The following is a 26576-nucleotide window of genomic DNA, read 5'->3' on the forward strand; positions in this document are numbered from 1 at the left end:
CTCGCACCCTTCTTCCTTCTTCCAGCCTTTTTATTTAAATATCTTCTGAATCACATTTCCAATCTCCACAAAATCCCCGTGATTTCCTACAGAACGTATTTCAGGGCTGTTTTTGTCATACTCCGAGAAAGGGAAAATCAGAAGGTAATTATTGTCTTTCAGATTTCTGTTCAGAAGTTCCGGAATCAGTCTCATTCTTGGAATATATGACTTCATACCGCGCTTGGCCATCAGAATAATCAAGGCTTCATCATCTTTCAGCTGTGCAGCGGTTCTTTCACCATCCTGCCATGTGCTCATGATAATGAATTCAGCTTCTATATTGGCTTTCTTTATGATTTTCTGAAGAATATCAATAATGTTTTCAGGAGCATAAAAAACAACTGTAGCTCCGGAATTTCTGGCAATGTTCCATACCCTCAGCAATGCATGGAAGAATCCCGCTTCCTGATGAGCATTCTCGGGAATCATCACCGCATATTTCTTAATGGTGGAAAGCGGTTGTGCAGCATGGTAAACCAGTACATTCACATCATCATTCTGAAGATAACCGTTATAAAGATTATATACAAAAGAAGGGGAGAATCCTTTTTCGTCTTCCAATCCGATGATAAGATCTGTAATTTTCTGTTCTTTAATCACATTATTGACCCCGTTGATGACATCATTGTCATATCTTTTTAAAGCCTGCAATTTTACATCTGCCGCTGCGGCTGCATCTGCTGCCTGGTGAAGAAGTTTCTCCGCATTCTTTACCGAAGATTCATTTTTGTCTTCGTTGATGACATTCAAAGCAAAAAGATCTTCTGTATTCGAATGTGCTTTGATCAGAATTCCCAGATTCACCATTCTCTCAACAGTGGCTTCGTGGTTGATGGCTAAGAGAATATTTTCTTCTTCATGGGTATTTCCGGAAACAGTATCTTCGTTATCACTCTCAGCAATTTTCTGAGCGCTTGCCATGGAAATAAATGAAGAGATGGTACATGAAATCAGGATAAGGAGAATACTTCCGTTCAGTACGTGTTCGTTTAATAATCTTACAGGTTCTCCGGTTTCGGTTTCAGAAAGGATGATGTTATATCCAACCATTACGGAAGCCAGTGTTGCTGCTGCCGAAGCAGAGCTTAATCCGAAGATCAGTTTTCCTTCCTCTTTGGTTAGTCTGAATGTTTTCTGAGTGGCGACCGCGGAAAGGTATTTCCCTCCGATAGAGGCAACCAGCATAATTCCGGCAACTTCAAGTGTTTCCCAGCTTTTAAAGAAAACTTTAAAATCAATCAGCATTCCTACACTGATCAAAAAGAACGGGATAAATATGGCATTTCCTACAAACTCAACCCTGTTCATCAAAGAAGAAGTGTGAGGGATAAGTCTGTTTAACGCCAGTCCGGCAAAGAATGCTCCGATGATAGCTTCTACACCAGCCAGTTCAGCCAGCATAGCAGCCAGATAAATCATAACCAGTACAAAAATATACTGCGAAATTTTATCATCCACTCTTTTGAAAAACCATCGTCCTATAATAGGGAATACAATAAGTACAATAAGGGCAAAAACGACAAAAGAGACCGATAATTTAACCCAGAATTCTGTTCCCACATCACCTTGAGACATTCCCACAATCACTGCAAGTACCAATAAGGCAAGAATATCTGTGATCATTGTACCTCCAACGGTGATATTAACTGCCTTGTTTTTCGCAATTCCCAACTTACTCACCAATGGATAAGCGATAAGCGTGTGAGATGAAAAAAGACTGGCAAACAGAATGGAAGTCAGCATTGAAAAGTGAAGAAGGTAATATCCACCCAGATATCCTAATACAAAAGGAACTGTAAAGGTATAGATACCAAAGGTGAGACTTTTCCATTTGTTCTTTTTAAAGTCGCCCATATCAATCTCAAGCCCGGCCAAAAACATAATGTAAAGAAGTCCGGTGGTTCCGGTTACTACAATACTGCTGTCTCTGGACAATACATTGAATCCGTTCGGGCCAATAATCGCTCCGGCAATAATAAGTCCCAAAAGGTGGGGAACTTTAATTTTATTAAGCAGCAATGGTGCTGCAAGGATGATGACCAGTACCAACAGAAATTTCAGTACCGGATCTTCTATGGGAAGACTCAGGTTGTGTATACTCAGTAAAATCATATGTGTTTATTTTGTGGAACGTACTAATTCAACAGAGAACTTGGCGGTACAGCCATCAGAAGTAATGGTTCTGGTTCCTTTGATCTTGTTGTCTGAAATATCATTAAGAAGAACGCTCATTTCTACATTCTTTTTGGCTGTAGAATCGGTTTTGAAAGACAGTCTGATTTCATTGTTTTCAAACTTGCCTGTATACAGCCTTACCAGATTATTGTTATTGATGATTTTGGTAATGGGCTGGGTAGAATCATTATCGAATTCCCAGATGTCAGTACGCTGGTCGCCTACAGCATATTCGCTGCAGTTGGATTCTGTACAGATTACTTTACCATTCCATGGGCCGGAAATTTCCGTAGGCCATACAGCAGCAATTACTACAGAATCTTTTTTGGAAAAAATACTGTCTCTCATTTTCAGAAGTGACTGATATTCGGATTCTTTCTTCGCGAATAATTTCTCTTTGTCTAAAAGTTGTTTTTCCCTGTCTGTCAGGTTCTTTTCCTTCTCTTTGTAATCACAGCTTACCAATAGAAAAGAGGCAGCCAGCAATAAAAAAAATGTGTTTTTCAGCATATTGTATCGGTTGGAGTATACAATATAAGAAAAAATGAAGGAAATAGAAAATCCCCATATAACGGATCTGCTTTTAATTCTATTTAATACATTAAAAAACAGCGGGATCTAGGGTTGAAATAATGAATATTATTTTCTGATTTACGACTCGATTCTTTGTTTTTTAAACATGGCCGGATTGTAATTGATCACAAAGACCCCAACAATAATAAGTATGGCAGCGATGATGAATTTGGCAGAAATTTTTTCATCAAGAATCAGCCAGCTTAAAAAAATGGAAATTACCGTATTAATATAGGCCAGGATGGATACCTGAACCGGAGAAACTTTGGTCAATGCATAATGAAAAGCAAAAAATGCCGCTACAGAGCCAAAACAGGATAAATAAAGCATCGCAGAAATACTTTTCAGACTCCAGTTTCCGAAGTTGTAGTCTTCTGAAAAAAGGAAGGCAAAAATTATCTGGATAATTCCTGCAAAGGCAAACTGATAAAATAGATTAAGTGAGATATTTCCGCTTTGAATGTTCAGTTTTTTGGTGAAAATAGTTCCTGAAGCCCATCCCGCAATGGCAATGAATAAAAATAATATTCCCAGTGCATAATCCGGGTTTTTCAGATCATTAATGCCATCCCAGAAAATAAAAAGAATGCCGCTGAAACACAGAATAACTCCGGTAAAAGCCCGCCAGCTGAATTTCTGCAGGCCTAAAGCCATACTTCCGAAAAATACCAGGATAGGAGAGCAGGCACTTATCAGTGAAGTAAGGCTGCTGGTAACTTCCTCTTCCGCTACTGTAGTCATTCCGTTTGCAATCACAAGCATTAATAAAGAGAAGATCAACTGGTATTTCAGGCTTGTCCAGCCTATCCATTTGAATTCTTTTCTATAGGTAAGAATAAGGAACATGATAATCGCTGCAAGAAATTGACGTATTCCTGCGACAAACCAGGCAGGAATAGTTTCTACCGCAACCCTTATTGATAAAAACGTAGTACCCCAGACAATAGCAACGGTACATACAGCCAGTGTAAGTTTATAATCTTTCAATTTTAATGTGGTGTAACAGCAAATATATCTATTTCTCCAGCGATTTTTATGGATACAGATCCTGTAATTTATAGGAGTACAGATGAAAAATTTGAGCCAAAAATAACTTTATTAATTCTTTACATTTTAAATGGAAGATCTATTGAAAGATTAAATTATTTTAGGAATTATAATCATAAATCGTGTCCCGGATTTTTTGTACTCTTTCCTCTTTACATTTTTATTTTTTATCTTTGAACATCTAATAAAATTGAAGATGGTAGGAATTATTATGGGCAGTCAGAGTGATCTGCCGATTATGGAACAGGCTGCAAATTTTCTTAAAAGCCTTGATATCCCTTATGAATTGACAGTAGTTTCAGCGCACAGAACTCCGGAAAGAATGTTCGATTATGCAAAAACTGCTAAGGAAAGAGGGCTGAAGGTCATTGTAGCCGGAGCAGGTGGAGCAGCACATCTTCCGGGGATGGTGGCGAGTTGTACTACACTTCCGGTAATCGGGGTTCCTATTTTGTCCAGTAATTCTATAGACGGATGGGACTCTGTTTTATCTATCCTTCAGATGCCCGGTGGGATTCCGGTAGCTACCGTAGCTTTGAACGGAGCTTTGAATGCCGGGATTTTAGCTGCAAAAATTTTAGGAAGCGGTAATGAAGAAGTCGCTGCAAAACTTCAGAAATATCAGGATTCTTTAAAAGATAAAGTACTGGGAACGGTAGATGATATCAAAGCCCAGCATCCTAATCATTTTGACCAATAGATTATTTTTCAACTCAAAATAAAAGCCTCACTTTTCAGCGAGGCTTTTTACTTTATTTTTTAATGAATTTTGAAGAGATGGTCTGATCTTTCAAAATGAGCTGTAAAATATAATTTCCTTTCGGTAATGATCCTACATTGATCATTTCTTTATTAGGATTTCCTTCCAGTACAAGCCTTCCACTTGCATCAAAAATTCTGTACTTTTTAATGTCACTTAGTCCTTCAATATGAATATCATCCACAGCGGGATTGGGATATAGTGAAATTTTTTTATTCAGCCTGACTTCTGATGAGGACAGTAAACAGTTTCCTACCGTATCACCCGACATCGTCCATCCTTTGCTGATGAGAATATTTCTTTTATCTGCGGCATTGGAAGCATAAGTCAAAGGGGTTACAATATCTAAATCAACATTATTGGCAGTATCAGGATTATCTGCCCATGCTGCAAGTGTTTTACTGAAATTTTCACAATCTATTCCTGTCTGCATCAAAGCCTGGGCTCCGTTATTAACGCTGGCAAGATTCCAGCTTGCAAGGGAATGATTAAAGTTGGGCGTTTCCTTAAGAATCTGGTCTATTCTGGTAACCTTGGTCATATCCCAGTTTTCCAGGGAATGACTATAGGCCGTGCAGCCATGAATAGCATGGGCCATATTGGTAATTTTAGACGTATTCCAATTATTTAAGGATTGATTGAAACTGGAATCAAAATGGAACATAAAACGGATGTCTTCAAGGCTTGAGGTATCCCAGTTATCCATAGGCTGATTATAGTTTGGACAAAGAGCAAACATCCATTTCATATCAGTGACATTAGAAACGTTCCAGTTGTTTAAGGTCTGATTAAAGATCCCTCTTCCTCCAAACATAAAACTGAGATCAGTTGCTGACGACATATTCCAGCTATTAAAATAAGGAGGGTTGAACTGATCAGGAAGTGAGTTATTGATACTGTCAAAGATAATCGCAAACATAAATCTGAAATTCTTAATCTTAGAAGTATTCCAGTTTTGCATGGAGCTTGCACCTGTAAAGGTTTTTGCGCCATAAAACATATAAGAAGCATCTTCAACATTACTAAGATTTGGGATATCTGTAGCGGTAAGCTGAACAAGTTTACATTGGCTGAAAGCACTGTTCATCGTTGTCCATGCAATATTTCCCCATTGTTCTATTTCCAGTATCTTATCTGCACTTCCGTTGATCTGCCACACCGGGAAAATCTGATCCTGAAGCTGAACCTCTTGTACATCTCCAAATTTTATGTGTTGAAAAACTCCATTCCCGTTACTCACTTTTACCCTATATTTTGCATCATTCTTTTCTGCGATTGATGTACCAAAATCAATAAGAACCTGTTTTGTAGAGGTTATATTGGTAAGAGAACCGTTGTGCTGGGGATAGTCTACCTCTTCCCAATAAATATCATAGTTTTCACCAATTCCGGGAAACCATATTTGCTGAGAACTTGCCTGGTAGGGAGCACTTACAGTGACAGGCTGTATTACCGTAGAAGCAGGCTTCCAGATCGTGATAAACTCATTCTGGGCTTTTACTATACACAACAGGAAAATAAAAAGTCCTGTCGAAAATTTTTTCAATACCATATTGAGGTTTTATAGTTATTTCTTAATGAATTTTGAAGAAATTGTTTTTTCTTTCATGATCAGTTGTATCATATAATTCCCTTTAGGTAAGAAACTTACATTGATGATATCATTATTGGGATTTCCTTCCTTTACCAGTCTTCCGCTCGCATCATAAATCTTGTAATTTTTTATATCACTTAATCCTTCAATATGAATATCATCTACAGCAGGATTAGGGTAAAGCAGAGTTTTTTTATTTAGCTTTATATCCGATGAAGATAGTAAACAGCTTCCCACCACATCACCTACTATTGACCAGCCTTTATTGACGAGAATATCCCTTTTGTCTGATACATTGGACGCATATTTTAATCCTTGTACAGAACCTAATGAAACATTGTTGGCTGTATTGGGATTGTCTGCCCATCCCATAAGGGTTTTGCTGTAATTTTCACAGTTAAGACCAGACATTGTTAAAGCAGCATTACCATTGTTAAGAGAAACTAAGTTCCAGTTTCCTAATGACTGATTGAAACCTGAAGCAAAATTAAGGATCTGGTCTATTCTGGTCACTTTTGTCATATCCCAATGGTCTAAAGGCTGATTAAAGGTTGTACAGCCATGAAATATATGCGCCATATTGGTCACTTTGGAAGTATTCCAGTTTAATGGCTGATTGAAAACAGGAATCATATGAAACATAAAATGCATGTCCTCAAGGCTTGAAGTATCCCAGTTATCCAGTCGCTGATTGAAACTTAAGCACTGGCCAAACATCCAGCTCATATCGGTCACCTTTGAGACATCCCAGCTATTGAGAGTCTGGTTAAAAACTGTTCTGTTTCCAAACATATAGCTGAGGTTGGTGGCTGAAGACATATTCCAGCTGTCCAGATAAGGTGAGTTGAACTGTTCTATTAATGTAGCAGAAGGATTCACATCAAATAAAAGAGAAAGCATAAAACTAAAATTCTTAATTTTCGAAGTATCCCAGTTTTGCATAGAGCTGGCGCCCGTAAAGCTGGTTGTGCCATAAAACATGAAAGAAGCATCCTCTACATTATTAAGATTGGGAGTATCTGTTGCTGTAAGCTGCATAAGCCTGCACAGACTGAAGGCGCTCTCCATGGTGGTCCAAGAAATATTACCCCATTGTTCTATTTCTAATATTTTATCTGAACTTCCATTGATCTGCCAGATAGGAAAAACTTGCTCAGGACCAGGAAATAGTTGAGGCGTTCCGAATTTTATCTGCCTGAAAGTTCCATTTCCATTTGTAACTTTTACCCTGTATTTGGCATCATTTTTTTCTGCGATTGACGTTCCGAAGTCTATAAGGACCTGTTTTGTGGAAGTTACATCGAGAAGAGAACCATTGTGTTGCGGATAGCCTACTTCCTCCCAGTAAATATCATAATTATCACCAATTCCGGGAAACCATATTTGCTGTGTAGTTGCCTGATAAGGAGCATCTACATTTACAGCTGGTAATACTGTAGATGCCGGCTTCCAGATAGTGATAAATTCATTTTGTGCCTTTGCCAGAAATAGTAACAAAAGAAAAATGAGTGTTGGAATTTTCTTTAGAATCATGGTTATCGTTTTATGATTAGTTTATTGTTTGATGAACGGAAGTGAATGAATTGTATCCTTTGTCAAAATTTGTAGAATATAATTTCCTGGAGTCAAAAGTCCGATAGCAATCTTTTCATGTTCAAGATTGTCTTTGGCGACAGTTCTTCCGCTCATATCGGTGATGATAAAACTTACCGGATGCTGAATATTTTTAAGATAAATCACATCCTTTGCAGGATTTGGGTAAATAGCAGGTTTATTACTGATCTCCTTTTCAGACGTTGAAAGTGTCTGGTTGCAGAGTCCGTTGTAAGCATCACCTGATATAATCCAGCCTTTAGAATTAATTAAATAATTTCTGGCAGTTACGGCATCGGCATGAGAATAGATTAATGGCGAAGCACTGGATAAGTTAATATTACTGGGTGTTGATGAACTCTGGCTCCATCCAAAAAGCGTTTTATCATAATTCACACAGCTCATGGCAGAATTGAGAAACATTCCGGTGGCTGTTGTTAATGAACTTAAATTCCATCTTCCGATATTTTGATTAAAAGCAGTGCCAGAGAACATTTCACTCATATCAGTAACATTGGAGGTATTCCAGTTTTGAAGGTCCTGGTTAAAATTTCCAGAATCATGAAACATATGTCTCATGGTGGTCACCTTCGCTGTGTTCCACTTACTCAAAGATTGGTTGAATCCGGTATAGTCAAACATATATGACATATCCGTAACATTCGAAGTATCCCAGTTTCCCAGTGGCTGGTTGAAGAGATAATTGTCACCAAACATATAATACATATCTGTGATGGTAGAGGTGTTCCAGGTATCAAAAGAAGGATTGCCGATGAGTGACATACACAAATAAAACATCTGACGCATACTGGTGGCCATGCTGAGGTCCGGTGTATCAGTAGCTGTAACATCCATGTTGTCGCAGTATACAAAAGCATTGTCAAAACTTTTCCATTTTATATTTCCCCACTGGGCAATCTGGGTTATTTTTGAGCGGTCTGGAGCATTGTAAGTGGGAGTTAATGTATTGTCGAAGAATCTTACCTGATCAAAACTTCCAGTGCCGTCACTGATTTTAATTCTGTAACTTGCTTGAGATGATACAGGATTAAAAGGTACACCCAAGTTGATTATGAATTCGGTCGTGGAAGTTACATTACTCATTGTGCCATTATGCTGAGGATATCCTACTTCTTCCCAATATACTTTGAAATTGGTTCCTCTGCCGGGAAATTTAATGAGTTGTGAGTTTTGCGTTTTCCAGATCGTTATAAACTCATTTTGTGCTTTTGAAAGTTGAAATGCTGCTATAAACAGAGCAGAAATTATTAGTTTTTTGTACATGTCATTAGTTTGTGAAATAAGCACAGCTAAAATAGCAAAAAACTTAATATATTTTTAACTTAAATGTAAAGTTTATAGTAATTTATAAATTTCAATGAAATTATTTAAATAAAAAACTCTCCGTTTTGGAGAGTTTGCTTTATTCCTGAAGCATATTATCACGGGTGTTTTTCTGAACTGCAATAGCTCCGAAGAGTGCCAGTAGAAAGGCAAAGGCATAAAAACCTTTTTCACTTGGAAGGATGGTGGCATTCCAAAGTCCGATGGCCAGTAATACAATGGATGATAATGTAGCAAACCAGCAGATTCCATAATAAATATCTGTTACCTGAATGTTTTCTAATCTGTCACGTACTGCTTTCTGTAAAGAAACCACAGCGAATAAACCATAAAGAAGGATGGTGAAATAATATCCCTTCTCATTCAGCAGCATTTCTGCTCTTGCAAGACCGACAATAAAGCCAATCATTCCTGCTCCCAATGCTACCCACGACGCAGCTACAAATGCATTCGATACTCTTTGTTTTTTCATAGTTTAATGTTTTGTTTAAGAGGGCTAAGATATTCATTTTTTATAAATAGAGCTCTGACAAAGGGAAAATATGGGAAAAATACTGGATAGAATGATGAAGTAGGTGTATGTTTCAGGCTCCCTTCGTCTAAACTCAGGATATAACCCGTTACCATTGAATAATATAAATCTATTCATCATTCATCACTCATCATTTATCAATTATAATTCATCATCTTCTCCTAGCCCCGATAGCAGCGTTTACCCCGGAGCATGAGAGGGAGAGTTGGTGGGTAAGAGGCTGGGGTAGGTTGGGGCGAGGAGTATGAGTGGATAGCGGGAATCAGCTCATAAAAAAACTCTCCAAAATGGAGAGCCTTGTTTTACTGAGTGATATATTCGTAAGTATATTTTGCATAATCATTATTATCCAGTTTTACCATGACCTGAGTTGGCAGTTGATTACTATTATATTCTATCTGATAGGTAAAATTCATAATTTGACTCCAGTTTCCAGTGCCATCTTTGCCACTTATTTTTACTGTGGTGTAATTATTTTGACTTAAAAACTCTGCTCCTCCCATAATCATTCTAAAATATTTGCCCATCAAAGAATAGGGATTTACCTTATTATCATATGAAAATTCTTTTTTATTAGTATGTGGACCGCCGATACCATCACTAACCGAAATTTCTTCCGAAACATTATCACCACTATAAGTATATGACATGGTAGACGGAATGGGACAACTGGAAGACTCACAAGTAGAAGTTCCAGTAACTTTACCATTGGTATACGTCATTGTTGTATTATAGTGAGTATCTGGATCTATTTTCTTAATCATCGTAAGCTGATCACCATTATAAGTAAACGTTTTATAATAAGCTACGGTACCATCTGCTTTATGGTAAGTAATTTTTGAAGGTTTTCCGGCACCGTCATATTCCAGAACGGAGGTTGTAGTTTCTGATGTAATTTTAAGTAATTGTTTCTGACTGTTATAATCTAATTTTGTAATACTGGTGTGCGGTCCGGAGGGACTTGTATAATAAACTGTAGTGACTTTACTTAATAATATTTGAGAATCAGAAGGATTGGGTTCATTATTTTCGTCATTATTGCTACTGCAGTTGAGGAATAAAAATGAGCTCATCAACCCGATAAATAATTGGTTTTTCATGTATTTAAAAGTTTTATTAAATAAGGATTAAATATATTCATTATTTATAAAAACAGGCTTAATTGATGACGAATATATCAGATAAAAAAACTCTCCAAATTTTGAAGAGTTAAAGCCTTATTATTGAGTGATATATTCGTAAGTATACTTCGCTGAAAGATTTCCTTTGGCTTCTTTTGAAATCACCTCAGTAGGATAACCAGCGCTGTTGTATTGAATGGTGGAAGTTCGGGTTTGATTTTGTGTCCAGACTCCATTACTTTTATAGCTGATTTTTTCCGTCAGATAATTATTTTGACTTACAGCGTAGGCTCTTCCCATCATAATTTTTAAATATTTGTTGATATTGATGTATGGGTTCTGTTTATCATCATATGAGTAAACAATTTTTGTGCTGTAGCTGGATCCTCCACCTTCTGAAATTTCTGTTGAAATATTGTTTCCATCATAAGTATAAGTATCCACGATGGGGTTGGAACAGGCTGGTGACTGGCAAAGAGATGAAGAAATTACCTGTCCGTTGGTATTATAATTATAAGTAATGGTTCTGTTATAATCCGGATTAGTAGTATAAATGGCTTTAACCGTCGTAAGCAGATCTCCATTGTAACTATATGCTGAGTAATAGTCTACCGTACCATCTGGTTTATAATATGTGGTTTTAGTTGGTTTTCCATTACTATATTCGAACTTGGAAGTTCCTAAAGCTGATGTTGTTTTGATAAGCTCACCCTGATTATTGTATTCCAGAGTTTGTATGCTTGTCTGCGGCTGCGATGGGTTGTCATAATAAACTATTGTGACTTTGCTTAACAATACTTTAGCAGAGGTATTGTTTCCCTCATTATCATCATTACTGCTGCAGCTGTTAAAGAATACCACAGAACTCATGAGTCCCAGAAATAAGAATTTTTTCATGTTATTTTTTTAGGGGACAAAAATAACGAATGGATTATTTCTCTCCATAAAAAAATCCCACTATCTTAGAAATAGTGGGATCATATCATGTTTTGTTAAGATCTAGTATCTGTAGTACTCAGGCTTGAATGGCCCTTTTACGTCTACTCCGATATACTCAGCCTGCTCAGGAGAAAGAGTTTCAAGCTCTACGCTTAATTTCTTAAGGTGTAAAGCAGCTACTTTTTCATCCAGGTGCTTAGGAAGCATATATACTTCGTTTTTGTAAGCTGCAGAGTTATTCCATAGCTCTATCTGTGCCAACGTCTGGTTTGAGAAAGAGTTAGACATTACGAAACTTGGGTGGCCTGTAGCACATCCTAAGTTAACCAATCTACCTTCTGCAAGGATGATTACCTCTTTTCCTTCAATAGTGTAGATATCTACCTGAGGCTTCACTTCAGATTTAGTCTGACCGTAGTTTTTGTTCAACCATGCCATATCGATTTCATTATCGAAGTGACCGATGTTACAAACGATCGCTTTATCTTTCATTTTAAGGAAATGTTCTCCTCTTACGATATTGAAGTTACCTGTTGTAGTGATGATGATATCAGCATTGTCTACCACAGTGTCTAATCTTTTTACTTCGTAACCGTCCATAGCAGCCTGAAGTGCACAGATCGGGTCAATTTCAGTAACAGTAACGATAGAACCGGCTCCTCTGAATGAAGCAGCAGTACCTTTACCTACGTCTCCGTATCCGCAAACTACCACTCTTTTTCCAGCAAGCATTACGTCTGTAGCTCTTCTTACTGCATCTACAGCAGATTCTTTACATCCGTATTTGTTGTCGAATTTAGATTTAGTAACCGAATCATTTACATTGATGGCAGGCATTACTAAAGTTCCGTTCTTCATTCTTTCGTAAAGTCTGTGAACACCGGTAGTGGTTTCTTCAGAAAGCCCTTTGATATCTTTTGTGAACTCAGGATATTTATCAAAAACCATGTTTGTTAAGTCTCCACCATCATCCAAAATCATGTTTAATGGCTTTCTGTCTTCACCAAAGAATAAAGTCTGCTCAATACACCAGTCAAATTCCTCTTCATTTAATCCTTTCCACGCATACACTGGAATTCCAGCAGCAGCAATAGCAGCAGCAGCGTGATCCTGTGTAGAGAAAATATTACAAGATGACCATGTAACTTCAGCTCCTAAAGCTACAAGAGTCTCGATAAGCACAGCCGTTTGGATGGTCATGTGAAGACATCCTGCGATTCTTGCTCCTTTCAGTGGCTGAGACGGTCCGTATTCTTCACGGATAGCCATCAGACCTGGCATTTCTGCTTCTGCAAGGGTAATTTCTTTTCTACCCCATTCTGCAAGGGAGATATCCTTAACTTTATAAGGAACGTATTGTGTTGTAGTACTCATATGTAATGAATAGTTTTAAAATTCAATTGATAACGAAAGGCAAAATTACGATTTATAATTAAGATATAAAAACAACCGAGCAAGTTCAGGTTTATGAGATTAAACATAGTTTAATATTATTTAGTCTTAATATAAATAACTAATTTTAGCTGATAAACAAATATATTATGAATCAAACCCATACAGAAAAGAGAGTCAAACCTGTTGCTCCCAGAGTACAGGAACTCATCAATGCTTCAAAAAGTGTAATTCTTGCTACTATTGATGCCGAAGGAAATCCTAATTCAAGCTATGCACCTTTTGTACAGGTAGATCAGACATTCTATATTCTGGTATCTTTCATGGCAAAACATACTAAAAACCTTGCAGACGCAAGAAAGACATCCATTATGTTTATTGAAGATGAATCTGCCACCAAACAGATCTATGCCCGCGAACGCCTTACTATTGATGCAACTACTTCTCAGATTGAAAGAGATTCTGAAGTATGGAATGCTGTTGTTGCGAAACTTAGAGAAACTCACGGCAAAGTTGTAGAGGTAATTTCCGAAATGGGAGATTTTATTTTAATTGCCCTTCAACCTGTAAAAGGATCTTATGTCAACGGATTTGGAAGTGCTTATTTTGTGGATGCCAATCTGGAAATTATAGAGCATAGAAATGATGCGAATCATCAGTCTAAATAATTAGCTGGAAGCTGGAAGAATGATGCTGGAAGTTATAAAGATTAAGGAAACAAAGAGTTTGTTTTTTCCTCAACAGATTTTTCGGTCTGAAAATTTTTTTTACCACGAATGGTAGCATCCGGCATCCATCTTCCGTTCCTTTCAACTTCCGCATCTTTTCACTATTTTTGCCTAATAAAAAAAGAATGCCCCTCTACAGAGATTTTTCAGATGATAATGCCACAATTCTGGTTTGGAAGTACGATGAAAGTGAAGAACTTGATATCAACCAACTTCTGGAGCCTGAAAATGCTGAGAAGGTAAAAGATTATCATCCTAAAAAATTGCTGGAAGTCCTGATGGTTCGCAAGCTCCTGAAAGGATTAAAGCCTAATTCTAAAATTTTATATAAAGAAAGAGAACCTTTTCTTTCTCCCAATGATGCGGAAATTTCCATTACGCATTCTTTTCCCTTTGCAGCCATTGCTATTTCTAAAAATAAAATAGGAATTGACGTAGAGAAATTCAATCCTAAAATTTTAAGGGTGATTGATAAATTCACCTATGAAAATGAACGTGGATTTATTCCGGAAGACAAAGCGGATACTTTCTATACCATTATTTGGAGTGTGAAGGAAAGTATGTACAAAATCCATCATTCAAAATACTGGTCTTTAAAAAAGAATTATGAAGTAAAGCCTTTTGAGCTGAAGCATCTTCATAAAATAAGCTGCCGGGTATATGATGATGAGTTTTCAGATGAGTTCAAAGCGAGGGTAGAGTTTTTTGATGACTACTGCTTTACGATTGTGGAGGAGTAGGCTCAGTTTCATTTTTATATTTTTCGATCACTTTTCTCTGTTCCTTTGCGACATCATAGATCAGCTCCAGGATATCGTGGATATTTTTAAGCTCGGTTAAATGTGAAATTTTATCAGGATCTCTTCGGTCCACAATTTCATTTTCTTCAATCTCTGTTTTTCTTTTCAGGAGCATATCTTCAATGGAAGAATCTTCTGGCTCAAGGCGGCTTTCCATTTTCAACGTTTCGTTGATATCATTTCCGCTGAGAAGGGTAGAGGTCTGCAGCATTTCTGCCTCAATCTTTCTGCTCCAGCTTTCAGCATCTATTTCAGGATATTGCTCATTACTTTTGGAATATTGAGACAGAGAAGCGGTATAGGCCGTAATCAAATGTGATGTAGCTACAAACTGGTGTACAACTTCCAGCTTTTTCTGTTGATTTTTAGGATCGGAAATCATTCTCTGGAAATTATCAGAAAGATTGGCCAGTGAAATAATGGCATTTTTTCGCTTTACCTTATAATCTTCAAGATCAAACTTTCCCTCTAAGAATTTGGAAATCACACTCTGGAAATAAATAAGGTTGTCTGCGGCAGACTTTTTCATCAGATCCAGATTTTGGGTGTGTTCCCAAACAGGCAATACGATATAAGACACTGCAAAGGCAATGATTCCGGCAATAGCAGTATCCAGGATTCTGTCTTTAAAAATAATATTAACTTTCCCCGGATTTAAAAAATTAAAGCTGAGGAAAACATAAATCGTCATGAATAATACCGCCCAGAAATACCGTCCTTTCAAAAAGCTGAAACACATGATCATACTAATGAGCAGAATAGCAAATAAAACGCCGTTAATATGTACAAAATACAGAATGGCATAAGCAATACTTGCTCCGGCAATGGTTCCATAGAGACGGAGAAGGTTTCTCTGTTTAGTGATGGAATAAGCGGGTTTTAAGATCGCTGTAATGGTAATTAATATCCAATACGTGTGTCCCAGTCCCAGAAAATCGAACATAGAGAAAACGTATCCCAATAGAAGAGCTGTTGTAATTCTAATAGCATGGCGGAAATGGGAAGATGATAAGGAAATATTATTTCTTAGAACCTTGGCATTAAGTTTAGGTTCATTAGGCATGAATTTTTTAAGGTCTAGCCCTGTAGATAAACTTTTCGCCAGTTTGATATCCTGTGAAAATACTTTATAGATCTCATTAATTTCTTTCGTAATTTCATAGATACGCATCAGGATTTGACGCAGGATCATGAAATTTTCAAGATTGTCGGGTGAAAGCTGTTTATTTCTGAGTTCGAAATAATTATAATTTAAGCTTTTTAATTCCTGTTCCAGGTTAAACATTGGCTTTGCTCTGGTACCACTTTGAAGAGCAATTCCGATATTGGTGATCTCCTCAGCCAGAAGATTAAGATAATCATGGATATTCACCAGGATCATACTTTCTTCAAAACTCTGTTGCAGTTTCTGATAGTCACTTTCAGAGGTCATCAGTTTTTCATGAAGGTCCATCGAGTTCAGGAACATCAGCATTAATAGACGGCTGGTGGTCGTAGATTCATTGACGATAGTTCTTGTTTTGAAAACGGTTTCTCTGGTATCTTCCTGAAGGTTTTTTATTTCAATCTGCTTGGCAATAACCTGAGTGGTCAGCTTATTAAAATCCGGATTTTTCTGATAATAATTGGCTTTGATCTTTAAAAACTCTGCCAGCTGAAGATAATTTTCGCCAATCATCTGGCTTGCCAGTTTATAAGGACGAATGGTAGTTACAATAAGGAATATCAACAGAAACCAGATACAGCCTGAAGCAAATATCAGCAGACTTTTAAAGATATTGCTTCCTGTAAGATGCCCGTCAATAAAGATGGCCAGTACTACCAAAGATAATGAGCCTACTGCAGCCAATCTCTGGCCATAAACGCCAATCAGGGAGAAAAACATCCCGAAAACAATGACTTCCAGAATGACCAGTACTTTAATATTCATCACAAGACTGGCAATAAGTGCTACAAAGACAAAACAGCAGATCGCAAAAGTAAGGGCATTTCTTCTTCGGATAAAAGGACCGGGCTGGTCGGTAAGAGCTACAAAGCTGGTTCCGAGAGGGAAAAGGAAGTATTCTTTCAAAATCCCGAAGTGGGCGAGGACTAAACAAGGCAGAACAGTAGCTAATGTAATTCTGATCGCAGAATATACATATTGACTGGTTACAAATTTTTTTAGTTCCGCCGAATAGTTCATATTACAAAAATAGCTATTGAATTTAAGAAAATCGCCATAAATAAGAGACTTTTATTAACTTAAATATTATATTTTTTTTAATTAAGATGTAGTATTATTTAAAATAAATTGACAGATGAAACATATGGATGATTCGCCACTTACAATTCGTAATTTTTTAACACAACAGCTAACAAATCCTGTTCCACGAATTCCTATCTTAGCTTATCTCAAGCGTAAATTATCATTTTATGAATTTCATCAGTAAAAATATATTGGTCATTTTGTTTTCTTTGATCATGTTAAGCTGTAGTACACAGAGCAAAAACAGTTTTAAAGCAAAGAAAATATATGAATCAAAAACCCTGATCATTACTCAGATTTCAGAGAATTCTTTTATTCATACCTCCTTTAAACAGACCAATGATTTCGGGAATGTACCCTGTAATGGATTGGTTGTAAAAGATCGTAACGAAACTATTGTTTTTGATACACCTACCAATGATAAAAGTTCGGAAGAGCTGATACAATGGATTAATGAAAATCTTGATTCGAAAATTAAGGCCATTATTCCAACCCATTTTCATGATGACAGTTTGGGAGGATTGATGATTTTTCATAAGCACAATATTTCATCCTATTCCTATGTGAAAACAATTGAGCTGGCCAGAGAAAATAATTTTGTTATTCCTGAAAACAGTTTTAATGATTCTGTTATTTTAAAAGTCGGGAATAAAGATGTCATTGCAAAATTTTTTGGTGAAGGGCATACAAAAGATAATGCTGTGGGATATTTTCCAAACGAGAATATTTTATTTGGAGGCTGTTTATTAAAAGAGCTGGAGGCAGGTAAAGGATATTTGGGTGATGCCAATGTTTCTGCCTGGTCCAATACCGTTGAAAAAGTAAAAAAAGAATATCCGGATGTGAAAATTGTAGTTCCCGGCCATGGCGACTACGGTGATGGAAAACTTCTTGACTATACGATTACATTATTTAAAGGTCAAAAGTGAATCTTTGCTTTGCAAAGTGAATGGTGAATGCTTGCAGCATAAAAAAATTGACAAGCGGAGCGGATTGACGATTGACTATTCACGAATCAAAATTGAACTTTTACTTTGCACAGTGAATGGTGAATGGTTGCAGCATAAAAAAAATTGACAAGCGGAGCGGATTGACAATTGACTATTCACGAATCAAAATTGAACTTTTACTTTGCAAAGTGAATGGTGAATGGTTGCAGTAGAAAAAAAATTGACAAGCGAAGCGGATTGACAATTGACTATTCACCAATCAAAAGTGAATTTTTGCTTCGCAAAGTGAATAGTGAAGGGTTGCCTTATATAAAAAATTGACAAGCGAAGCGAATTTACCATTGACGATTGACATAAAAAAAGCCTCCATACAAAAATGTATGAGGCTTTTTTTATAGAGCTGTTGCTTTTATTAACGATCGTTGTTGGATGTTTCTTCTCCGATGTTCCAGGTTAGACCGAAACGAAGTGTGTTATCCAAAGCACTGTTGATCTTAGACATATTGATCAGGTAAGAAAGATCAAGTCCGAAAGAACGGTATCTTAGCCCAACCCCTGCAGTTGCAAACTGTCTTGCTCCCTGCTCTTCACTTTCATGGAAGTAACCTCCTCTAACAGAAAATGCATTGTCATAAGAATATTCCAGAGCACCACTATACATGATACTGTTTTTATTTTTGAAAGATTTTCCGATACCAGCCATTGGTCCTACATTCGGGATCTGGTAGATAGGCTGTCTTGTATTCGGGTCTATTCCTGCATACTCAGATCCAGGAACTAATAGTTTTGAACCTTCCACAGAGATTCCAACTCTGTTCATATCATCCAGGTACATATCGTAACCAACCCCTAATCTTGCCATAGTAGGCAGATAAGATCTTGATTCTTCATTTCCTGTATAATCCAGTTTAGGACCTAAGTTCTGAATAGCTAAACCTGCATTGATTTTACCATCATATCCGCCAATACTGGAGAATCTTGGAGAGGTATAGTATCCTGAAACGTCTACTGCAAAACTGTTCGCAGCCTTAAGTGTTGTATCTGTGTTGAATCCTCCGGCTAAGTCTGAACGGATAAATCTACCGGTAACAGCTCCGGAGAATGAATCAGAAAGTTTCAAAGCGTAGGCAACGTCAATGGAGAATTCGTTTGGTTTTGATGTACCCATAGAAGCAATTTCTGTACCCACCAATTGAGTCAGGTCTACCTGTCCCATATTGAAATAATAGATACTAGCGGAGATTGTAGATCTTTCTTCCTGTCCTAAAAACTTATGGAACGAAGCATATAATAAGAATACATCATTGGTAAGTTTTCCCATGTAAGGCGTATAGTTAAGACCTACGGAAGAACTTGTCCTGCTGAAAGGGTATTTAGCCGCATTCCAGAATTGTGAAAATGCATCCGGAGAGGTTACCACCCCCTGATCTCCCATACCTCCCGATCTTGCATCAGGTGCAATTCTTAAGAAAGGAGCTCCGGTAAGAACTGGGTTTACTTTACCTAAATCTTGCGAATAGCCTAAAAAACCAGCACTCAAACCAAATCCTAATAGCAGTTTAGTAGTTAAATTCATATGTTGTCTTTTATATATTATCAGTTTTTTATTAATATTATTATCTATTGTTCTGTTTAATTATTTCAAAAGTACCATTTTTTCTACAGCTGTAGCACTTCCTTTGCATTTTTCTTGATTTTGACTTTTTGCAAATATCTTAAAAATATACGTACCTTTTGCTACTGTAGCTCCAAAATCATCTCTTCCGTCCCATTCTATGGCCTGGCGAGGGGTTCTAAAGCCCTGTAGGAACGGTTCTGCAACCACTGGCTGCGATAAAGTTCTTACCAATCTTCCGGTTATTGTATAAATTTGCACGTTCACATCCAGAATATCATCACAGTTGTGTTCAAACTGAATATACGTTTTATTGGTAAATGGATTTGGCCAGTTCAACGGACGGTTGATTGTCAGGTGTTGATCGGACTCATCTTTAACTTCAAAATTTAACGTAGCAGTTGTAGAATTATTGTTTATATCCCAAACTTTAAATGTTAATTGATGCTGTCCTATTGCAAGATTTCTGAAAGGGTAGGTTACATTTCCTTTCTGGTATTCAGCAAGACTAGGATTTAAACATCCGTTTCCTTCTCCCGGAGCATAAAAATCATTTAAAACAACAGTATTGATAATCTGTCCGTCAAGATATACTGTTATATCATGTCCCACACCGGATCCTGTTGAGTTGATTCCTGTATCGTCGGTAAGACAGGCAAGAAGCATAGGATTCTGATTGGTAATTCCACCATCTGCAAAGTTGGTGTTGTTCATATACAGTTTTACTTTTGGAGGTTGATTATCATTGATTCCATTAGGATTGATATCACCTACTTGTACAGCCTGGTTGTTGAAAACATCTGTTGCTTTGTTGTCAGCATAGGCTAGTATTCTTCCTTGTCCTACAGCATAGTTAATATCTTTAGGAACATAGAATTCGGCAGTGAATACTCCGTTTACCGCAGTTCCGGCAGATTTTACAATCGCACTTCCTTCTTCAGTATATTCTAAAACCGGAGTTAAAATTCCACTGTTATTGAGTGTTTTTTTGTTTAATCTCTTATCAAAAATATTGATGCTGACTTTTCCGTTGAAGGTATTGTTCAGTGTTCCGTTCGGATTATTGATGTGTCCTTTAATTTTCACAAAATCCAAACCTCTGATCAATCCTGGAACCGGAGTTTCAATATTATCAATAACCAAAAGTCTTTGAGGTCTGCTTAATTTCATAGCCGGATCACCCAGGAAGTTTACTTTTAAATGGTTGCTATTTGGCCCTTTTTGCTTTTTAGCAATTAAGTGAGCGTTCCCTAATGAATTAAAATCGTCATTGGTTAATTTAAAAATATTCTGAGTGAATGTATTGGTAAAATCACGTCCATAATCTACCCCAATAGCACGGCTGGAAGTAATCATGGTAGAAACGCCTCCCTGCTTCATTTTAATAAACTGTTCCCCTACAGAGTTGGTGGAAGGTTCATCCCATAACGTGAATTCACAAGTAATGGTAGATACAAAAGGGAATCTGCTGTATACATTGGAAAAATTGTTGGCATTTTGAACTTCTGTGCTGGTCAGCACTCTTTCTTGTGCCCAACCATTGATACCTCCATGTCCGAAATAGAACAGGTACAAACTGTTTCCTATAGCGTTGGAAATGGCCTGATTTACCTGCGGATATCTTCGCCCTCCGGATGTACTCTGAGCGGTAAAAGCATCCATGTATAATTTTTTAACATTATATTCTTTAAGATCCAGCTGGCCTGGCTGTTCAAAAATATTCACCAGTGAATTGTTCATTACATTATGAAAAGGACCTCCTCCTTCCTCATTATCATCCACTACAAAGTCAAGTCGCATACGCCAGTCTCCGAAAGGAGATGACTGCCCTTGAAGGGAATTGTTATATGCCAGTGTCTTATTGATCATATCCCCTGCTTCACTTACATTGGCTGCTGGAATTCTACCTACAGGCACATCCGGCAAATTGTTTTCAATTAATAATGTGGTTTGTGGCTTGGTCATTACGATATAATCATCCGTCACAAATGATGATACGTAATCTGAAGATTGTTCACTCTGGTAGCTGGCAACAACGTTTGAATTATTCGGAACCCTGTTTTTATAATCATATGAAGCATCCCCAAGAATAAATACATATTGAAGTCTCCCCAGAGGAGTGTTGAGTTTGCTTACGAAATCTCTTATCGCGGTAAGGTCTTTACTTCCGCTGCCATATTCCTCGTAGATTTTATTGATATCAACAATTTCTACCTTATAGTTATTCTTGGTTTGATGGTAGCTGGCAATTCTCTGTGCCTGCCCCATCATTTCGGGTACGGTAAGGATAAGATAATCTACATTTTGTATTGCAGATAGATTCTGATTGGAAATTCTTCCTACAAATTGTGGAGTGTAAGCAGCATCCGCACGGAAAGCTACAAATTCATTATTGAAATTCTGATCAGCAGCAGTGTAGGCAAAGTTGAAAGAACCGCCTCCTGCTTTATTCACTCTTCTGTTAGCGTTGGTAATATCCGTTACATCCCATACCTGTTCTACATTAGCTGCATTCGTGATGCTGAAACCGTAGTCTGTATTGCTTCCACTTACAATTGAATAATCCCTGAAGTTCATTTGTGAACCATTGAATGTAAGGTTTTCCTTATACTGAACTTCCAGATAATCAAAATAGAATGTTCCATTTGGGTTTTTGGAAATATCAGGATTATAAACCAGTGTAAACTGGTTTCCGGTAAGGTTCGTCAATGTACCGGTATACGTTACAGGATAAAAAGTATACTGATAGGTTGGCGTATCTGTAGGAATAGTTTGCAGCGGATGAGGATGTAAATTGTTGATTTTAAAATCAACCGTATTCTGTTGGGAGTTATACGCCACCACCTGAGTCCTGTATCGTACTACATCATTCGCCTGTATGGGTGAATTAGTAGTCAATGTTATGGTCTTTTCATTGGAAAAAGGAGTATCCTCTACCCATGTTCTTCCTACTTTTAAAAGATTTTTCTGATCCTTGTTAATGACCTGGTAACTGTCATATCTTGTGATCAGCTGGGCTGGAAGGTTTCCGTCTACGGTCGCAACCCTTTTTCCCGCGCCTTTATCAAAGTTGATATAATAATAGGAGAAATCTTCATAAATATTTTTGACATTATTACTTCTTTCACTGAATCGGGTATCGTGTCTTTTAAAACCATTTCCATTGCCCGTGTCATAGAGGTTATACCCATCAGGTCCCTGCGCATAGAAAAGCGCATAGTCATTATCATTCCATACTCCATCATCTTCACCTACTACCTGAATGGAATTTTCCTGTAAAGCTCCGTATCTTGGATCCTGATTGTATTCGGGAAGCATGATTCCCCCGTTTCCATAAATTCTGAAATTTTTAGGATTTACAGAACTCGGATTGATTCCGTTGTCTTTTAGAAACTGGGAAGTGATTTTGAATATTCCGGACTTATCTACTTTTATCTTGTAAAAATTTCCACTTGATAAAGGATTACCGGTGGTTCCTATTTTATTAACAGTTCCTGTTGTATTGATAAAAGAAGAAGCTTCTGAAACATTAAATGAAGATAATCTCTGAACGCGTCCTTTTACATTTTTAAATAAAGCAATACTAATGCTGGCATAGCTTTCACCCTCTAAAGTATAATAGGAAACATCTGCTACATCATAATCAGGAAGTCTGCCTTTATCCAGTTCAAACAATTCCTGGTTAGAAACGTTTTCCCAAACAAGGTCTGAGATTTTTAATTGCTTTTCTCCAATTTTTTGCTTGCTTACGATAAAAACATTATTTTGGCTGTAAGAAAAACCTTCATTTTTAAAATTGGGAAGATTTAATTTTGTGTCACCAAAATCCTGAATTTTAGAACCATTCCATTCAATGGTGTTTCTTTGAGCGTAAAGTGTTGATGCAAAAGCGATTAAAGATAAAATCGTAATTTTTCGTTTCATGTTTACTATTGAAATTGCTAAATTACAAAATAAATGAAAATTTTAGAATTAAATTGTGATACAATAAAATTAATTTGTTAACGTTTTTCAAAAAAATCAAATGTTTACTTGATTTATTGAATAATTTATTTTTTCTTTGTACTTTGAAAATATTTATATCGACTATGAAAAAACTAAAGTTGTTTTCATTAATAGCATTAAGTTCTACACTTGCATTAACCAGCTGTGGCGGATCAGGAACCAGCAAAGGTGGCGGTACCAAAAAATTTGTCAGCAAAACAGGTTGGAAACCAAACGAAAAACAGGGTTGGTTTTTTGCAGGAAAGCAACAGAAGCAGAAGGGTTGGCCTGGGATGGTATATGTAGAAGGTGGAACTTTTACAATGGGATTAGTGAAAGATGATGTTATGCACGATTGGAATAACACACCTCGCAGAATGCAGGTAAGTTCATTCTTTATCGGTGAAACTGAAATTACTAACTACGAATACCGCGAATACCTTACATGGTTGAAGTATGTATTCCCACCAAGTGACCCGAGTTTTAAGGAGATCTATAACGGTGCTTTACCGGATACCTTATTATGGGACAACAAATTAGCAAGAAACGATTATAACGAAACGTATTTACGTTCTCCGGAATTTGATTACTATCCGGTAGTAGGAGTTTCCTGGACTCAGGCAAACAGATACTGTGAATGGCTGTCAGACAGAGCGAACGAAAAAGCTTTAATGCAGGCTGGTATTATTGCTAAAGATTTGTATATCAACGAATCCAATAACCAGGGAGGTACTGCTTTCAACATGGATAAATTCAAAGCGAATGATCCTGAAATGCAAGGATACATCAATGAGAAAAGAATGCAGCAAAAAACTGGTATGAAAACAACCAACCAGAGATTGCTGGCTGCTAACAGAGCTCCAAATTCTGCAATGGTACAGAAGTTCAGACTTCCTACCGAAGTAGAATGGGAATATGCTGCTCTTGGTATGGCTAAAAACAGAGAATATAACCAATATCTTGGTAAAAAACCTGAAATCGAAAGATTAAGAGGTACTAAAGGAAGAAATAGAGGAATGTTCCTTGAAAACTTCAAAATGGGTAAAGGGGACTATTCTGGTATCGCTGGATGGAAGAATGACGGATCTGCTCAGACTTCTGACGTAAGACAATATCCATCTAACGATTTAGGAATCTATGGAATGTACGGAAACGTTTCTGAATGGACGGCTGACGTTTACAGACCTATTATCGATGAAGATTACAACGATTTCAACTACTATAGAGGAAATATGCCTCAGGCGATTGTAAGAAACGGTGACGGTACTTACAAAATGATCGACGAAGGTACTATCAAATACGATACTTTAGCTGACGGAAGATTAGTTTACAGAGGGCTTCCCGGACAATTTGAAAGACAAACTATCGCTGACTACAGAAACTACAGAGATGGTGACAGACAGTCTTCTTTAGAATATTACAGAGCTTCTGATTCTGCTGCAGGATTCGATATGTACAATGCTCCTAAGAAAAGCTTTGTGGTAGATGCAACGGGTAGAGTGAAGTTACAGAAAGATACTAAAGAAAGAACTTCCGGAATTTCTAACGAGGTCAGAGTGGTAAAAGGTGGTTCTTGGCAGGATACAGCTTACTGGCTGGATCCGGGACAAAGAAGATATAAAAATCAAAACAGAGCTTATGGTTGGGTAGGATTCCGTGTTGCACAGGATGCTAAAGCCAGCGATAAGAGTAGAACTAGAAGATAATATTTATCAAAAAATACTTATAAAAAACCTTCCGAACTCTCGGAAGGTTTTTTTATTTTTGACTCGTGAAATTGCTTGGACTAAAAAGCTTAAAACGCTTATATAGATTTGGCGATTGCATGCTATTTAAAAAAAGATATATATTTTCCACATGAATATAGAACAGTTTTATCCTTTATTTTTGCAGGCGGCAAAAGTAACCATTGACAGTAGAAAAATAGCAGAGAATGATATTTTCTTTGCCTTTTCCGGTGAGAATTTCAATGCAGCTACGCTGGCGGAAAAAGCCATTGATGACGGAGCTTTGGCAGTGATTGTTGAACTTCCGGAATTTGAAAACAGAGATAAAAATATTTTCTATGTTCCATCTACTCTTGAGTTTTTACAACAGCTGGCAATCTATCATAGAAGTAAGCTTGCTATTCCTTTTATAGGACTTACGGGAAGTAATGGAAAGACCACTACCAAAGAGTTGATTCACGCTGTTCTATCTGAAAAATTTAATGTTCAGTATACTGCTGGAAATCTGAATAACCATATCGGAGTTCCCCTGACTATCCTTTCCATTAAACCGGAACATGAAATGGCCGTAATTGAAATGGGGGCAAATCATCAGAAAGAAATTGAATTTCTGTGTACTATTTCACAACCTGATTTCGGATATATTACCAATTTTGGAAAAGCTCATCTGGAAGGATTCGGAGGCTTTGAGGGAGTAATCAAAGGAAAGTCTGAGCTCTATGATTATCTTAAAAACAATAACAGAACTATTGTTGTTAATGAAAACGATCCTATTCAGGTAGAGAAAACTGAAAACTATTCTCCTAAAATTACTTTTGGAGCAGAAACCTCTAATTATCATTTTGAATCTTTTTCAGAAGAGCATTTTGTAGGATTGATCTATCAGGGAGTAAAAGCGGTTTCAAAACTGACAGGAGAGTACAATTTTACCAATCTTTGTGCTGCTGCCAGTTTAGGACTTCACTTTGGAATCAGCTTTGAAAAAATAAAACATGCGTTGGAACTCTACACTCCAACGAATATGAGATCTCAGGTGGTGAAAAAAGAGGGGAGGACTTTGGTTCTGGATACGTATAATGCCAATCCAAGTTCTATGACCGCTTCTCTGAATAATTTCATCAGTTTTGAAGGCAGTAAAACCATTATTATCGGTGATATGCTGGAATTGGGTGATGAAAGTGAGAAAGAGCATCAGAACATCTTAAAATTAGCTCAGGACCTTCATTTCAATGAGATTATTACTGTTGGAAAACATTTTAAAGCAGTGAATGCTTCAGGCCTTGCTTTTGAAAATACAGCGGAATTAACAGACTATTTAAAACAGAATATAATTCAGTCGGAAAACATATTGTTGAAAGGATCCCGAGGAATTGCGCTGGAGAAAGTGATCGACTTTATTTAAAGTAAGGAAG

19 protein-coding genes are annotated in these 26576 nt (G+C 37.1%); 6 read left to right on the top strand and 13 right to left on the bottom strand.

Features of this window, described 5'->3' with window-relative positions; translation table 11 throughout:
* Positions 1-30: 30 nt before the first annotated feature.
* The 3 genes from A1704_RS14335 to A1704_RS14345 form a co-directional block, all read right to left on the bottom strand.
* Complete coding sequence (locus A1704_RS14335; protein WP_062674491.1) at positions 31-2154, bottom strand: cation:proton antiporter; 2124 nt, start codon at positions 2152-2154, stop codon at positions 31-33.
* A gap of 6 nt (positions 2155-2160) precedes the next feature.
* Entirely contained in the window at positions 2161-2727 is a 567-nt protein-coding gene (locus A1704_RS14340; RefSeq protein ID WP_062674493.1) for a hypothetical protein, read from the bottom strand.
* A gap of 141 nt (positions 2728-2868) precedes the next feature.
* Complete coding sequence (locus A1704_RS14345) at positions 2869-3777, bottom strand: DMT family transporter (protein WP_062674495.1); 909 nt, start codon at positions 3775-3777, stop codon at positions 2869-2871.
* 256 nt (positions 3778-4033) lie between these two features.
* Here A1704_RS14345 and purE point away from each other — a divergent pair, with 256 nt between their 5' ends.
* Entirely contained in the window at positions 4034-4537 is a 504-nt protein-coding gene (gene purE / locus A1704_RS14350) for a 5-(carboxyamino)imidazole ribonucleotide mutase (protein ID WP_062674497.1), read from the top strand.
* 52 nt (positions 4538-4589) lie between these two features.
* Here purE and A1704_RS14355 read toward each other — a convergent pair whose 3' ends face one another.
* The 7 genes from A1704_RS14355 to ahcY form a co-directional block, all read right to left on the bottom strand.
* The gene (locus A1704_RS14355) at positions 4590-6149 is read right to left on the bottom strand and encodes a BspA family leucine-rich repeat surface protein (protein WP_062674499.1); all 1560 of its coding nucleotides are present in this window, start codon (positions 6147-6149) and stop codon (positions 4590-4592) included.
* A 15-nt stretch (positions 6150-6164) separates the two neighbouring features.
* Positions 6165-7724, bottom strand: coding sequence for a BspA family leucine-rich repeat surface protein (locus A1704_RS14360; protein ID WP_082798791.1), 1560 nt, complete (start codon positions 7722-7724; stop codon positions 6165-6167).
* A 21-nt stretch (positions 7725-7745) separates the two neighbouring features.
* On the bottom strand, positions 7746-9068 hold the full coding sequence (locus A1704_RS14365) for a BspA family leucine-rich repeat surface protein (protein ID WP_062674503.1): 1323 nt from the start codon (positions 9066-9068) through the stop codon (positions 7746-7748).
* A gap of 139 nt (positions 9069-9207) precedes the next feature.
* A complete protein-coding gene (gene yiaA, locus A1704_RS14370; protein WP_034699887.1) occupies positions 9208-9600 on the bottom strand; it encodes an inner membrane protein YiaA in 393 nt (130 codons plus the stop codon).
* 362 nt (positions 9601-9962) lie between these two features.
* Positions 9963-10760 (bottom strand): hypothetical protein, encoded by a 798-nt coding sequence (locus tag A1704_RS14375; protein ID WP_062674505.1) that lies wholly within the window; start codon positions 10758-10760, stop codon positions 9963-9965.
* 120 nt (positions 10761-10880) lie between these two features.
* Complete coding sequence (locus A1704_RS14380) at positions 10881-11678, bottom strand: hypothetical protein (protein ID WP_062674507.1); 798 nt, start codon at positions 11676-11678, stop codon at positions 10881-10883.
* Positions 11679-11780: 102 nt separating this feature from the next.
* Entirely contained in the window at positions 11781-13094 is a 1314-nt protein-coding gene (gene ahcY, locus A1704_RS14385; protein ID WP_047433999.1) for an adenosylhomocysteinase, read from the bottom strand.
* Positions 13095-13261: 167 nt separating this feature from the next.
* Between ahcY and A1704_RS14390 the strand changes: the two genes are divergently transcribed.
* Both A1704_RS14390 and A1704_RS14395 read left to right on the top strand, forming a co-directional pair.
* Positions 13262-13780 (top strand): pyridoxamine 5'-phosphate oxidase family protein, encoded by a 519-nt coding sequence (locus A1704_RS14390; RefSeq protein WP_062674509.1) that lies wholly within the window; start codon positions 13262-13264, stop codon positions 13778-13780.
* Positions 13781-13965: 185 nt separating this feature from the next.
* Entirely contained in the window at positions 13966-14580 is a 615-nt protein-coding gene (locus A1704_RS14395; RefSeq protein ID WP_034699899.1) for a 4'-phosphopantetheinyl transferase family protein, read from the top strand.
* Here A1704_RS14395 and A1704_RS14400 read toward each other — a convergent pair.
* A complete protein-coding gene (locus A1704_RS14400; protein ID WP_062674511.1) occupies positions 14561-16825 on the bottom strand; it encodes an FUSC family protein in 2265 nt (754 codons plus the stop codon). The genes A1704_RS14395 and A1704_RS14400 overlap by 20 nt on opposite strands.
* A 230-nt stretch (positions 16826-17055) precedes the next feature.
* Here A1704_RS14400 and blaCHM point away from each other — a divergent pair, with 230 nt between their 5' ends.
* Positions 17056-17817 (top strand): CHM family subclass B1 metallo-beta-lactamase, encoded by a 762-nt coding sequence (blaCHM, locus tag A1704_RS14405; protein WP_062674513.1) that lies wholly within the window; start codon positions 17056-17058, stop codon positions 17815-17817.
* 433 nt (positions 17818-18250) lie between these two features.
* Here the strand turns inward: blaCHM and porV are convergent, their stop codons facing one another.
* Complete coding sequence (porV, locus tag A1704_RS14410) at positions 18251-19414, bottom strand: type IX secretion system outer membrane channel protein PorV (RefSeq protein ID WP_062674515.1); 1164 nt, start codon at positions 19412-19414, stop codon at positions 18251-18253.
* Between the two features lie 60 nt (positions 19415-19474).
* On the bottom strand, positions 19475-23377 hold the full coding sequence (porU, locus tag A1704_RS14415; RefSeq protein ID WP_062674517.1) for a type IX secretion system sortase PorU: 3903 nt from the start codon (positions 23375-23377) through the stop codon (positions 19475-19477).
* 164 nt (positions 23378-23541) lie between these two features.
* On the opposite strand from porU, the gene gldJ reads away from it, so the two are divergent.
* Positions 23542-25143 (top strand): gliding motility lipoprotein GldJ, encoded by a 1602-nt coding sequence (gldJ, locus tag A1704_RS14420; RefSeq protein WP_062674519.1) that lies wholly within the window; start codon positions 23542-23544, stop codon positions 25141-25143.
* A gap of 151 nt (positions 25144-25294) precedes the next feature.
* Positions 25295-26566 carry a UDP-N-acetylmuramoyl-tripeptide--D-alanyl-D-alanine ligase gene (locus A1704_RS14425; protein ID WP_062674521.1) on the top strand — a complete coding sequence of 424 codons (1272 nt, stop codon included), beginning with the start codon at positions 25295-25297 and terminating at the stop codon, positions 26564-26566.
* The last annotated feature ends 10 nt before the right edge of the window (positions 26567-26576 follow it).

This window comes from Chryseobacterium cucumeris, from assembly GCF_001593385.1.
Lineage (GTDB): Bacteria > Bacteroidota > Bacteroidia > Flavobacteriales > Weeksellaceae > Chryseobacterium > Chryseobacterium cucumeris.

Excerpts from the sequence above, each read along its gene's own strand:
- A1704_RS14360 (WP_082798791.1), bottom strand. The coding sequence starts at position 7,724 with ATGATTCTAAAGAAAATTCCAACACTCATTTTTCTTTTGTTACTATTT.
- A1704_RS14390 (WP_062674509.1), top strand. The coding sequence starts at position 13,262 with ATGAATCAAACCCATACAGAAAAGAGAGTCAAACCTGTTGCTCCCAGA.
- A1704_RS14365 (WP_062674503.1), bottom strand. The coding sequence starts at position 9,068 with ATGTACAAAAAACTAATAATTTCTGCTCTGTTTATAGCAGCATTTCAA.
- porU (WP_062674517.1), bottom strand. The coding sequence starts at position 23,377 with ATGAAACGAAAAATTACGATTTTATCTTTAATCGCTTTTGCATCAACA.
- A1704_RS14355 (WP_062674499.1), bottom strand. The coding sequence starts at position 6,149 with ATGGTATTGAAAAAATTTTCGACAGGACTTTTTATTTTCCTGTTGTGT.
- blaCHM (WP_062674513.1), top strand. The coding sequence starts at position 17,056 with ATGAATTTCATCAGTAAAAATATATTGGTCATTTTGTTTTCTTTGATC.
- purE (WP_062674497.1), top strand. The coding sequence starts at position 4,034 with ATGGTAGGAATTATTATGGGCAGTCAGAGTGATCTGCCGATTATGGAA.
- porV (WP_062674515.1), bottom strand. The coding sequence starts at position 19,414 with ATGAATTTAACTACTAAACTGCTATTAGGATTTGGTTTGAGTGCTGGT.
- A1704_RS14425 (WP_062674521.1), top strand. The coding sequence starts at position 25,295 with ATGAATATAGAACAGTTTTATCCTTTATTTTTGCAGGCGGCAAAAGTA.
- A1704_RS14335 (WP_062674491.1), bottom strand. The coding sequence starts at position 2,154 with ATGATTTTACTGAGTATACACAACCTGAGTCTTCCCATAGAAGATCCG.
- gldJ (WP_062674519.1), top strand. The coding sequence starts at position 23,542 with ATGAAAAAACTAAAGTTGTTTTCATTAATAGCATTAAGTTCTACACTT.
- A1704_RS14380 (WP_062674507.1), bottom strand. The coding sequence starts at position 11,678 with ATGAAAAAATTCTTATTTCTGGGACTCATGAGTTCTGTGGTATTCTTT.
- A1704_RS14400 (WP_062674511.1), bottom strand. The coding sequence starts at position 16,825 with ATGAACTATTCGGCGGAACTAAAAAAATTTGTAACCAGTCAATATGTA.
- yiaA (WP_034699887.1), bottom strand. The coding sequence starts at position 9,600 with ATGAAAAAACAAAGAGTATCGAATGCATTTGTAGCTGCGTCGTGGGTA.
- A1704_RS14375 (WP_062674505.1), bottom strand. The coding sequence starts at position 10,760 with ATGAAAAACCAATTATTTATCGGGTTGATGAGCTCATTTTTATTCCTC.
- A1704_RS14340 (WP_062674493.1), bottom strand. The coding sequence starts at position 2,727 with ATGCTGAAAAACACATTTTTTTTATTGCTGGCTGCCTCTTTTCTATTG.
- ahcY (WP_047433999.1), bottom strand. The coding sequence starts at position 13,094 with ATGAGTACTACAACACAATACGTTCCTTATAAAGTTAAGGATATCTCC.
- A1704_RS14395 (WP_034699899.1), top strand. The coding sequence starts at position 13,966 with ATGCCCCTCTACAGAGATTTTTCAGATGATAATGCCACAATTCTGGTT.